The 12,114-nt window shown below is 42.3% G+C and carries 13 protein-coding genes; 5 read left to right on the top strand and 8 right to left on the bottom strand.

Going from position 1 to position 12,114, the window contains the following annotated elements; all coding sequences use genetic code 11:
• Positions 1-71: 71 nt before the first annotated feature.
• Both LC036_RS01600 and LC036_RS01595 read right to left on the bottom strand, forming a co-directional pair.
• Positions 72-386, bottom strand: a complete 315-nt coding sequence (locus LC036_RS01600) for a hypothetical protein (RefSeq protein WP_226577282.1) — start codon at positions 384-386, stop codon at positions 72-74.
• A 25-nt stretch (positions 387-411) separates the two neighbouring features.
• Positions 412-840, bottom strand: coding sequence for a hypothetical protein (locus tag LC036_RS01595; RefSeq protein ID WP_226577279.1), 429 nt, complete (start codon positions 838-840; stop codon positions 412-414).
• Between the two features lie 153 nt (positions 841-993).
• Between LC036_RS01595 and LC036_RS01590 the strand changes: the two genes are divergently transcribed.
• Positions 994-2,628 (top strand): acetolactate synthase large subunit, encoded by a 1,635-nt coding sequence (locus LC036_RS01590; RefSeq protein ID WP_226577276.1) that lies wholly within the window; start codon positions 994-996, stop codon positions 2,626-2,628.
• Positions 2,629-2,637: 9 nt separating this feature from the next.
• Positions 2,638-4,077: an aldehyde dehydrogenase family protein gene (locus LC036_RS01585; protein ID WP_226577273.1), complete on the top strand. Its 1,440-nt coding sequence runs from the start codon at positions 2,638-2,640 to the stop codon at positions 4,075-4,077.
• Between the two features lie 42 nt (positions 4,078-4,119).
• On the opposite strand, the gene LC036_RS01580 is transcribed toward LC036_RS01585, so the two are convergent.
• The 4 genes from LC036_RS01580 to LC036_RS01565 form a co-directional block, all read right to left on the bottom strand.
• Positions 4,120-4,764 (bottom strand): fumarylacetoacetate hydrolase family protein, encoded by a 645-nt coding sequence (locus LC036_RS01580; protein WP_226577270.1) that lies wholly within the window; start codon positions 4,762-4,764, stop codon positions 4,120-4,122.
• Positions 4,765-5,014: 250 nt separating this feature from the next.
• The gene (locus LC036_RS01575; protein WP_319004421.1) at positions 5,015-6,325 is read right to left on the bottom strand and encodes a Glu/Leu/Phe/Val dehydrogenase; all 1,311 of its coding nucleotides are present in this window, start codon (positions 6,323-6,325) and stop codon (positions 5,015-5,017) included.
• 119 nt (positions 6,326-6,444) lie between these two features.
• Positions 6,445-6,969, bottom strand: coding sequence for a YcxB family protein (locus LC036_RS01570; protein ID WP_226577266.1), 525 nt, complete (start codon positions 6,967-6,969; stop codon positions 6,445-6,447).
• Positions 6,970-7,092: 123 nt separating this feature from the next.
• Positions 7,093-7,719: an FMN-dependent NADH-azoreductase gene (locus tag LC036_RS01565; RefSeq protein WP_226577262.1), complete on the bottom strand. Its 627-nt coding sequence runs from the start codon at positions 7,717-7,719 to the stop codon at positions 7,093-7,095.
• Between the two features lie 300 nt (positions 7,720-8,019).
• Here LC036_RS01565 and LC036_RS01560 point away from each other — a divergent pair, with 300 nt between their 5' ends.
• Positions 8,020-8,205: a YjzC family protein gene (locus LC036_RS01560; protein WP_226577259.1), complete on the top strand. Its 186-nt coding sequence runs from the start codon at positions 8,020-8,022 to the stop codon at positions 8,203-8,205.
• 51 nt (positions 8,206-8,256) lie between these two features.
• On the opposite strand, the gene LC036_RS01555 is transcribed toward LC036_RS01560, so the two are convergent.
• On the bottom strand, positions 8,257-8,481 hold the full coding sequence (locus tag LC036_RS01555) for a hypothetical protein (RefSeq protein ID WP_226577256.1): 225 nt from the start codon (positions 8,479-8,481) through the stop codon (positions 8,257-8,259).
• Between the two features lie 343 nt (positions 8,482-8,824).
• Between LC036_RS01555 and LC036_RS01550 the strand changes: the two genes are divergently transcribed.
• Together LC036_RS01550 and LC036_RS01545 are read left to right on the top strand one after the other, a co-directional pair.
• Positions 8,825-9,274: a hypothetical protein gene (locus LC036_RS01550; protein WP_226577253.1), complete on the top strand. Its 450-nt coding sequence runs from the start codon at positions 8,825-8,827 to the stop codon at positions 9,272-9,274.
• A 581-nt stretch (positions 9,275-9,855) separates the two neighbouring features.
• Positions 9,856-11,490 (top strand): cell wall-binding repeat-containing protein, encoded by a 1,635-nt coding sequence (locus LC036_RS01545; protein WP_226577251.1) that lies wholly within the window; start codon positions 9,856-9,858, stop codon positions 11,488-11,490.
• 114 nt (positions 11,491-11,604) lie between these two features.
• Here the strand turns inward: LC036_RS01545 and LC036_RS01540 are convergent, their stop codons facing one another.
• Positions 11,605-12,099 (bottom strand): lactoylglutathione lyase family protein, encoded by a 495-nt coding sequence (locus tag LC036_RS01540; protein ID WP_226577248.1) that lies wholly within the window; start codon positions 12,097-12,099, stop codon positions 11,605-11,607.
• Positions 12,100-12,114 lie beyond the last annotated feature (15 nt).

The raw sequence follows: 12,114 nt of genomic DNA, 5'->3' as shown, positions 1-12,114 counted from the left end.
TTTATAAACCATCAATGAATAGTATGACGATTGTTTCTTCTATTCCTAACCCTTGGAATCCATTGTTCTCCTCAAAGTGCTCTGGATATCACATGGTGGAGGAGCAGTGCCAGAGCTGCTCGAATACGGCCATCAATCAAATAAAGAAACACCTCTGTCATAAGGGTATAAAGCGAAACTGTAAAACCAACGGTCATGACCGACAAAACTACACCTTTCCTTCTTGATTTTCCCCGGCTAAAATACTCCAGATAAGTAACCGAAGCAAAACCCGTAAAAAGAAGACCGTATCCCAGGACGCTGAACTTTTCACCGCTGACTAAGTATAAAACCAATGATAAAACAAGCAGCATCAAGGATATAATCAGTGATCCTTTTCCCTTCAAATAATTCCTTCTTCCTTTCCTGCTCTCACCGTGATGCATTTTCCTCTTCTTTCTGTTTGGTCAGTTCTAATAAATAAGGTTGAACACGAAACACTTTCAAGACCACCCTGAGAGATAAGAAAAAGAAAATGGAAACAGGACCTGCCCCTCTTGCTGTATCGGGAGAGAGCCATCGATCATAACTATCCTGAGGGACGAACGCCAGCATCTCATGAAAAAGAAAGGTTAAAACCATGGGAAGCAGAGTTAAAGCCATCCCTTTTCCAATGGGGTTCACCCCGAGGAAGCAGCAAAGATATATAAGAAGACCAACAGCAGTCAGAATGATCCGCTGACCTGACACCAGTGATTCCCCTGTCAGGATACCACCACTGATGAGCAGCAGGATAACACCTATAAAAACAATAAAAAACAAACGTTCTTCTGATCTTAATTTTTGAATCAAACGTCTCATTTCTAACACCTTTCTAATGCAATACTGCCATCCATTTTAATAGCTTTTTTGCGAATCCAGCAATGGAACGATTATCCACCATCAGTTTTTCCTTCATAAGATAGCGCCCCTTTACACAAAATAACAAACAATGAAGCTGTAGGAGGTTCGATCATGAATGTGGCCCAGTTGTTAATTAAGTGTTTAGAGAATGAAGGCGTCGAATATATCTTTGGTGTTCCTGGTGAAGAGAACATTGATGTCATGGACGCTATTTTAGATTCATCTATTGAATTCATTACCACCCGCCATGAAACAAGCGCAGCGTTTATGGCAGGAACTTACGGAAGGCTGACTGGAAAGCCGGGTGTCTGCTTAGCCACCTTAGGACCTGGAGCAACGAATCTTTTAACAGGCGTTGCCAATGCGAATATGGATCACTGTCCATTGATTGCGATCACAGGTCAGGCCGGACTGAATCGACAGCACAAAGTATCCCACCAGTATTACGATCTTGTCGACATTTACGAACCGGTAACCAAATGGAACGCACAAATAAAAACCGGAGAAATTGTCCCTGAAGTTGTACGAAAAGCCTATCAATTGGCCATTCAGGAGAAGCCGGGCGCAACCCATATCGATCTGCCTGAAGATGTAGCCAGTATGGAAGTCTATGGTGCCCCGCTTCCTATTACGGATCATGCGCTTCCGCAGGCAGATGAGAGGATCATTCAAGAAACGGTCAAAATCATCTCTGAAGCGACTCACCCGCTTATCTTAGCTGGAAATGGCATTACAAGATCCAAAGCCTCTGATGAACTCAGGCAGCTGGCGGAAAAGGCCAATATTCCAGTCGTGCATACATTCATGGGCAAAGGAGCACTGTCATGGAAACATGAGCTCAGCCTTTTAACAGCCGGTTTAAGCGGCAAAGATTACATTACCTGTGGATTTCAAAAGGCGGACTTAATTATTGCTATTGGTTTTGACATGGCGGAAACACCACCTGAGAACTGGAATCCATCAGGAATCATCCCAATTCTGCATATTGATTCAGAAGAAGCAGAAATTGACTCCCACTATCCTGTCTTATTAAACGTTTTAGGGGATATTAAAGAGAACTTGAAGCACCTTGTATCTGCTGTACCGGAACAAAAACGCGATCTGACTTGGGCACTGGAGATTAGAAAGAAAGTGCTCGATGAAGGAGAGTCTTATAAAGACGACACAGCCCACCCTGTAAAACCACAAAAAATTATTGCTGATCTGCGTGATGTTCTGAAAGATGACGATATCGCGATTTCTGATGTAGGAGCTCACAAAATGTGGATGGCACGTATGTATCATACAGCCCAGCCAAACACATGCTTAATTTCAAATGGACTTGCTTCTATGGGGGTTGCGGTTCCAGGAGCCATTGCCGCAAAAATGGCTTATCCTGCCCGTAACGTTGTGGCTGTCTGCGGAGATGGGTCATTTCTTATGACAGGGGCGGAAATGGAAACAGCCGTCCGTCTCAACCTGGCTATTGTCATTTTATTATGGCGGGACGATGGATACGGTCTTATTGAATGGCATCAGATGAAGAAATTTGAACGCCCTTCGAACATTCGATTTGGCAATCCTGATTTTATCCAGATGGCCAAATCTTTTGGCTTAGAAGCGATTCAAGTTAACAAAGCCGCTGACCTGAAACAAGCGTTAACAGAAGCAATCAAGATGAACAAACCGGTCTTAATTGACTGTCCTGTCGATTATGACGAGAACATGAAGCTGACCCAAAAATTAAACAACATCACATGTGAATGAGGTGAATCCATGAAAATCGCATCCATCATTAATGGAGCTGAGTCCATTGACAACCGGGAAGAAACCTTGATGGTGTATAACCCTCACAATCAAGAACGTGTGGCGGAAGTCCAGTTAGCAGACGAAAATGAATTAAATGCTGCGATCGACAACAGCTACGAAACCTTCCACCATACAATGAAAACGATGCCCGCCCATAAACGGGCAGATATTTTGCTTAAAGCAGCCGAACTCCTGGAGGATCGGCTGGAAGATTTCGCACAAATTATCACAAAAGAGGCCGGTAAACCGATCCAGTTCAGTCGGGCAGAAGTGAAAAGATCGATGCAGGTCATCCGCTTCGCATCAGAGTACGCAAAGCAAATCAGCGGCGAAGTGATTCCGATGGATGCAGCCATCGGCGGAGAAAATCGATTCGGATTTACAAAACGAGTCCCTGTAGGAGTCGTAGCAGCGATCACACCCTTTAACTTTCCGTTGAATCTGTCTCTACACAAAATCGCACCAGCTATCGCAGCAGGTAATACCATTGTTCTAAAACCAGCTGAGAAAACGCCTGTTTCTGCTTATATGCTCGTTAAGCTGTTCCACGAAGCCGGCCTTCCCGTTGGAGGGCTGAACCTTGTGTTAGGGTTGGGAGAAGAACTTGGAGATCCCTTGGTAAAACATGAAAAAATCCATAAAGTTACCTTTACAGGCAGCCTCGGCGTCGGTCGTATCATACGTGAGAATGCCGGCTTTAAAAAAGTAACGCTTGAATTAGGATCCAATTCCCCCAACCTTTTGTTTGAAGATGCTGATTTAGAACAAGCTGTGCCTTCCTTGGTAAAAGGAGCATTCGCTTTCTCCGGACAGGTCTGTATTTCAGCTCAGCGCCTTTACGTCCACCGCTCAATCTATGACCGTTTTCTAGATGATTTTAAGAAAAGAACAGAAGAGCTGGTCATTGGAGACCCGATGGATGAGGCCACGGATTTCGGCCCGATGATTAATGAAGAAGCAGCCGAACGCGCCAAAAGCTGGATTGATGATGCCGTCATTCATGGCGCAAAGGTCCATACAGGCGGGGAACAGAACGGGACACTTCTCACCCCTACGATCATGACCGACGTGAAGAGCAACATGAAGGTCATTGCAGAGGAAGTGTTTGCACCAATCGTCTCTGTCATTCCTTTTGATACAGAAGAAGAAGCAGTCAAAGCTGCGAATGATTCCATCTACGGCCTTCAGGCAGGTGTGTTCACAAAAGATATCAACAAAGCGTTTCGTGTAGCCGACAAGCTCGAGATGGGCGGCGTTTGGATTAATGAAATATCCACGTACCGCCAGGACAATCATCCATATGGCGGGGTAAAACAAAGTGGTATCGGCAGAGAAGGTGTGAAATACGCGGTTGAAGATATGACCGAAATGAAGTTTTTTGGTCTGAACCTGGATTCTTATCAATAAAGAATAACAAAAAGAGAAGCCCGCTTTATGAGCTTCTCCTTTTTATTCTTGAATACGTAATGGACCAAATGAGTGAGTATCATTTGTTTCCGGATTGAAGATTTCAAAGGTAAACACATCGCCCACATTCGCAGGCCCTACTCCTTCAGGGGTACCGGTATAAATTACATCCCCTTCGCCAAGTCCGAGCCCGCCTCCAATATCATCCACCAGCTCACGCAAGGGAAAAATCATCGAAGAAGGAGAGCCGGATTGTACAGTCTCTCCATTTTTGTAAAGAGTAAATTGAAGCTTTTGAAAACCCTCTCCCCCCGGAAAAGGAAGAAAAGAGCTCACAACAGCGGCCCCTTTGAATCCTTTCGCCTTCGTCCATGGGTGGCCTTTTTCTTTTAATTTTGATTGTAGATCACGCGCAGTAAAGTCAATGCCTATGGCAAAACCAGAAATCAGTTCTTCCAATGACAGATCTGGCTGATAGGCTTTTTTTAATTGAACGACCAATTCCACTTCATAATGGATGCTGCCTAAATCAAATGGGAGAGCCAGGTCTCCTTCTGTACTATGTATCGCGTGTGTGGGTTTGGTGAAAATTAAAGGAGACTTCGGGACATCGTTTCCTAATTCAACCGCGTGTTTTTGATAGTTTCTCCCGACACAATAAATATTTCGGATTTCTTCCCCATTCATTCGTTTCTCCTGCCTTTCTTTAAATGTTCTAGTTTTCTAGTAGTTTACCATACATTTCTTTCAGACATCTTAGCGTCCTCTTCTATATGTTCAGACACGCGTTCTGCTTTTGTCCCCCATCCGTTTTTTATCGCATAAAAAAGCAGAGCTTCTTATGAAGAAACTCCGCTCTCTATGTGAACCGCTTATTATTAAATAAGTAAGATATGCCCTTTCTACCCTTACCTATAAGGTAATAGAACCCTTGTTGTCAGCTGGAATGATCCTTTTCGCTGATCCAGCCTCGTGCATCCATAGCTTTGACTAAGTGTTTGATACCCACCATATAGGCTGCATCCCGCATACGGCACTGTTTCTCTTCGCGCATTTGGATAACATTTTCAAAACCGTACAGCATTTTCTCTTCGAGTTTCTCGTTGATTTCGGCTTCTTTCCAATAGTAGTTCATATTGTTCTGCACCCATTCAAAATACGATACGGTCACTCCACCTGCATTACAAAGAATATCAGGGATAACGAAGATTCCTTTCTCTTCAAGAATCTGATCCCCCTCAGGCGTTGTCGGTCCATTTGCCGCTTCGGCAAGAATTTTAGCCTGAATAGTAGGAGCTGTATCTTTAGTCACCTGATTTTCCACAGCAGCTGGAACGAGAATATCAACGGGAAGACCAAACATTTTTTCATTCGTAATCTCTTCAGCCTCAGGGTATTCAGAAGCATAACGCTTTTTATCTTTTACAAACTCAAGAAGGTCCGGAATATCTAAACCGCCTTCTTTATAAATTCCACCCTCTGCATCTGTAACAGCCACAATTTTCACACCTAATTCATGGAGGAATTTCGCTGTCATACTACCAACATTGCCAAACCCCTGGATAGCGGCCGTAGCTCCCTCCAGCTCGATGTCAAGAACTTTACAGGCTTCACGTATGGTAAACGCCACGCCCCGGCCAGTCGCTTCCAGCCGTCCGAGTGAACCTCCCAGGACCACCGGTTTACCCGTTAACATCCCTGGAATATTATAGCCGCGAAGTTGATCAAATTCATCAATCATCCATCCCATCACTTTTGGATTTGTGTTCACATCCGGGGCCGGGATATCTTTTTGAGGGCCGATGATCGGGGTGATCTTCTTAATGTAGTTCCGACTCAGCATTTCTAATTCTCTTTCTGATAACTGCTCTGGATCTACAATGACTCCCCCTTTCCCTCCACCAAAAGGAAGATCAACGATAGCTGCTTTTAACGACATCCAAATCGACAAGGCTTTCACTTCATCAAGATTTACATCAGGATGAAAACGAATGCCTCCTTTTGTCGGACCTAAAATATCAATATGCTGGGAGCGAAAACCCGTAAAATTTTTAATGGTCCCGTCATCCATACGAACAGGGATCGACACTTCAAACACACGCATCGGCTTTTTGATCAGGTGATAGATATTTTCGTTTAACCCAAGCGTTCCTACTGATTCCTTTAATAACCCTTTCACAATCTCATAAGGATTCTGACCATGTGTCATAATATCTGATTCAGGTTGATTATATTTCTCTTTTCCCATGCCGTCACCTCACTAGTTTTCCTTCTATTTAAAATGCCAACTTAATGATTTTTTATGCAGAAATTTAGGCAGAGAAAAAAAGCGTAGAGCCCGGGACTCTACGCTTATCTTATCTATTGTTATAAACACCGTACTTTTTTATAGGGCGAATGATCAGTGAGAATCTGCACAAACGACTCTATCTGCTGATTCGTTTCAAAATAACGCTTAGGCAGAACAAGTACATTGTTTCCAGTCACATAAACTAAAAACATCCGCGGATGATCATGGAATGAAAGAAGGTCCTTCCATGTAAAGCTTTGGTTTGCTTGTTTTTCCTCGAGTGAAATCCCCTCGTCATTAATGGTATACGTATACCTGTGTCGATTTAACTGATCACTCGTATATTCTCCTGTGGAGCGGAGATGGATCACAAACTTCGTAACGAATACAACAAAAGCAGCCGGTACTAACGCAAAACCAAAAGCATACACCGCTCGTTTAAGCAAACTTCCATCTACTGCCGGATAAAATAATACACCGAATAAAATAAGCGTGATGGTAAAAAGACCCAGAATTAAACTACTGTAATAATAGGCATGATACAATTTATATTCGTTCTTTTTTAGAATGCCGCTCACTTTAACCTCATCTGTGCTGCTCATCTGATTCCCCTCCTTTTCCCTTTATAAATATAGAATCAGGTTAGTGGTTTTCTCCCTGATCTTCAACCATTCTGCTTAAAAAGAGCGCAGCACCTAAGTCTGGTGTGCGCTCAACGTTCTCATTTAAAAGGCCGCAGCAGCCACCGCAGCTCTTTCTATTCCATTCTCAACAATCTCTTCTGCCTGATCAGGGAATTGGTTATGACCTTCAACGACAAGTGTCGTTCGGTCCTCGATCCCCCAGAACTGCAGAATATTCTCCACATAATTGACAGCCATTTCTGCCGATTGTGCCGGTCCCTCTGAATAGACCCCGCCTCGGGCATTTAGAATGGCAACCTTCTTATCAGGGAGCAGTCCAACCGGCCCTTCTTCCGTATAACGGAACGTTTTCCCAGCTTGTGCGAGGTAATCAAAATACGTATGCAGAACAGCTGGAATCGTAAAGTTCCAAAGTGGAAAAGCAAAAACGACTTTATCTGCTGCTAAAAACTGATCTAAATAAGCCGTTACTTGATTCGTGGCTTTCACTTCTTCAGACGTCAATTCCATCCCTTTAGAAAGCTTAAACATCCCGTTAATTTTATCTGTATCGTAATAGCCCAGGTTTTCTTCAAAAAGGTCAAGCTCTTCGATTTCATGGTCTGGATGATTCTTTTTATAGTGATCAAGGAAAGTGTGATACAATTTCACGCTTACGGATTGTTCCTTTGGTCTGGAATTTGCTTTAATGAATAATACTTTAGTCATTTAAAAACCCTCCATCTATATCGTTAGTTGTTATAGCAACTCAATTAAAAAAATATATAACACGCCTGCAATTTCACTCATTTTATTTCGAATTCATGATGTTGCTACACAAACTATTTTACATGTATTTATGATAATAACCTTCATTCGATTAGTCAAACGGAAAGGTTTATCTTTTGAAATTCAGTTCAAATGTACTGAATGTATTTTTTTTACAAATGTGGGTTTTTAAATGTGGTAAAGCGGATATATAACTTATGTGCGCACAACAAAAACTTATTTGAAAGGATGCATTTAATAATGGCAGACCGTTACAAGACAGGAGAAAAAGCTCCAGAAGCAGGTACTTACGAATTCGATGGTTTAGTAGATGGACGTAAAAACAATAACGTAACTGAGGACGAAAAACATATTGAGCTAAGCAAGGAAGACACGTTCCCACCACTACGTTCCAGTAAGGAAGCAGCTTATTGGAAGAAAGCGTAAACCTAATGAACATATAAAAATCCTGCGTGTAGGATCACGCAGGATTTTTAGTTATTTCTTCTTTCCATCAATCAGTTTAAATTTCACCCCTTGTTTTTCTTCAGGGTGTCGTTCGAATGACGTAATGGTTGCTCCTATTCCAATTGTCAACGATCCATCCGCTTCTACTCGAAATAACGTTCCCGGTTCCTTCACTTTAATGGACTGGACGTTATGTCTTGCAAAAACCTCCTGCAGATCACCGATCAGCTCATCTTTTCCGTAAGTAAAAGCCATAGGCTCACTCCCTACTAATTTCTCTAGTAGTAGTAGGATATGTAGCAGTGCAGGAAAACATGCCCAAAGATCATAGTTCCTGCCTCTTTTAACAGAACCCGGCTTCTCAGCGCTTGAAAAGATAATAAATAAACTGGAATTGACCAATTTTTTAATATTCCTCCTCTATCTGTAACCCCCTCTATTTTTGTTCTTCTTTCACTTCCAGTCAGTTCAGTATATTGATTAGTCAGATAGTAAAGAAACTATAGTCACTACTATTTAGATTCTAAGAACCAGACTCAGGGTATATATACCAGAACGAATATAAATCAATCAGCAGCAGGTAAAAGGAGAGAGTACATTGAAGGATGTTTTGTTAGAGTATGGCACTTCGGAAGTTCAATGGGGACTACTTTTATTGTTTTCACTTGTTTTACTGGGAGGAATTATTTTAGTTCGTGTCATTCGGAAAGAAACACTTAATCTAAAAAAAAACACTTTAGACACAATTAAGTATGTCGGATGGGGATTTATCGCGTTTGGTTCTTTTTGTATTATTTTCACTCTATTCAACTCAAATCTGAATGAAGCAAAAAATAATCGGACGATCCACCATTGGAAAGATGAGAATGATTATTACGTAGAAAACTACGGTAAGATTGACGGCCGATCAAGCGATCGTACATTTACTATAGAAAAAGGTTCAAACATAGTAGAGAAAAAAGCAGATACGATCATAGAAGGTTGTGATTATGCCGTTTTTGCCGAGTTGACGAATGGTGATGTATGGTTGTGTGTTCAAGAGAAATAGTGAATCATACAGCTGCAATCCCCCTTAAGAAATGTATTCTGCATAAGAAACGAGTCCAACAATGGCTTCGATCTTTCATGTGTAGCGTTATTTTTACAGTCTATCTTATAAAAGCAGGTACTCTAATGATAGAAAACCTATTTTAATCGCTTATATGTAAATACGCATGCCAGATAAACAGAGACAGCTATGCAGATAAAAGTTATCCCAGAATATAGTTCCTCCTTATGGTATAAATCCAAATTGGCAGCAAAATGCAACAGCCAGGACACGAGGGATGCAATTGCGATTATATAATGAAACTTTATGTCGGTGAACCCATTCTTCTTATTACTCCCCCTAATGAAAGCCCCCTTCTTATTCCTAACACAACTTATAGGCATACATGAATCTAAATGTGCTATACGTACTACATGAGAGATACGTTTCAATTGTATTCTGAAAAATATAGGTCATACATCCTCATTTATAATCTCGAATTAGCAGGATTAATGGTAAAAAGAGCAAATTATATAAGAGTGATGTCCTTTAGTAAACAATATTTTTATTAAACAGGATATCAAAATGAGGAGGGGAAACTGTTGAATCAAAAGAAGGTCGGCAAGAAAAAGATTCGGTTATTTGCAATCCTGTCACTCGTCATGATGTTGGTTTTTCCATCGATCGTTTCAGCTGCGCAGACAGACCATGGTGTCGAAGAATGGAGCTATGTCGCGCTTGGGGACTCGTTAGCCTATGGAATTCAATACGATAATACCGCTGGTGTCAGTTATGCGGACTACATTGCAGATGATTTGGAGAACATTTACCGCTTAGGATCATTTACGAAGGAATTTGCCGTGCCCGGTTTAACATCTGAAGGCCTCTTAACACAACTACAGACAAACCCTGATGCTCAGCTTGCAGTCACTCAAGCCGATCTCATTACAGTGAGCGTAGGCGCCAATGATTTCCTTGAAGTATTTAAAAACGACCCGGAAAAGTTGAAGAACCCGGAAGTTGTCAAAGACCTGCTTGAACAGGCAGGCGACAATTACAAGGGAATCCTCGGAAACATTCGAGCGCTGAATCCTGACGCCAAAATTTTTGTGATGGGTTATTACAACCCATTCTACGCTTACCCTGCAGAGCAGCAAGCAGAATTAACTCCGCTTATGAAAGCCTTGAATCAAGTCATTCAAGCTGTCTCATCTGGAACCGGCAGTGGTTACGTCCCTACTTTTGATGCCATTAGTGAGGATTATCCGACGTACCTTCCAAACCCTGAAAACGTCCATCCAGGACCAGAGGGTTACCAAAGAATCTCAGAGGAATTCTGGCATGCCATTAAGTCTGTCATACCAGCATCTTCTGAACGCCTTTCAGGACAAGACCGTTATGAAACAGCCGTACAAATCTCCGAACATGGATGGGGTGAAGCAGAAACAGTCTTCATCGCCCGCGGTGATGACTTCCCTGACGCTCTTGCAGGTGCGCCTCTTGCCTATAAGATGGATGCACCTATCTTATTAACGGAGGATACGCTTTCCCAGTCAGTGAAAGATGAACTAGTAAGATTGAAAGCTAAAAAGGCGGTAATCCTTGGAGGAGCGAACGCTGTAACTACAGATGTAGAGAAAGAACTAAAAGGTATGGGGCTTGATGTCGAGCGAATCGGAGGAAAAGATCGCTTTGCCACTGCTGCAAATATAGCGGCTTACTTAAACGGTGACTCTGATCAGGCTGTCATAGCGAATGGTATGAACTTTCCAGATGCCCTTTCCATCGCTTCTTATGCAGCAGAAAGAGGTTATCCAATTCTATTAACCAAGCAGAACACACTTCCTGATGTTACGAAAACAGCACTATCAAGCTTACAGTCCAGCATTGTTATTGGTGGAAGTGCGGTTGTATCCGAGACTGTATTCGATATGCTTCCTGACGCTGCACGGTATGGCGGTGAGGATCGTTACGAAACATCAGCCCAGGTGGCAACAATCCTAAATCCTCAAGATAAAGCGTTTATTGCAACAGGAGCGAATTTCGCTGATGCTCTGACAGGCTCTGTCCTTGCTGCAAAAACAAACAGTACGTTCCTGCTGGTACCACCGACCAGCCTTGATGACTCCATCGCTGATGCGGCCGAGGTACTTGGTGTCCGCCACTTCACAATATTAGGCGGGCCGGGAGCCGTTAATCAATCCGTTACAGAAGAGTTACTTCAGGAAATACAATAAAGAATGAGAGGGACAGGTGTAGGAAAAACTACACCTGTCCCTCTTTGCTATTCTTGAAGTATAGGCAAGTAAAAAAATGAACGGAGTGTGGAAGATAGAACGATGATGCTGGCGTTAATAAGCACCCTCTGAATAAGTTAATTCATAACTGTGCGTATAGATTTCAAAAATATTCCCAAAAGGATCCTCTACATAAACCATCTTAAATGGTTTCTCACCAGGATAATATTCGCGGATAGGCATGCGTTGTTTTCCACCATGCTGCTTAATCTTTTCTACAATCCCTTCTATATCAGGATCTTGAACACAAAAGTGAAACAGTCCTGTCTTCCAATATTCAAAGTTGTTCTCTGGTTGTTCATTGTCCGGAAACTCGAACATCTCGATCCCGATTTTATCACCAGTAGCTAGATGGGCAATCCTAAATTCGTCCCAGTCATCACCAAATACATCACGACACATTTGACCAATTGGAGTATCGTCATTCTTCACTTCTGATGGCTCCATAATGACATACCAGCCAAACACCCCGGTATAAAAGTTAATTGCGTCTTCTAGGTTTGGTACAGATATTCCTATATGAGAAAATGTTCTTGGAAAAGGCTTCATGTTTTTGTTCCTCCT

Origin of the sequence: Halobacillus litoralis (assembly GCF_020524025.1) — a bacterium.
GTDB lineage: Bacteria > Bacillota > Bacilli > Bacillales > Halobacillaceae > Halobacillus > Halobacillus litoralis_D.
This window is presented reverse-complemented; position numbering and strand designations above follow the sequence as displayed.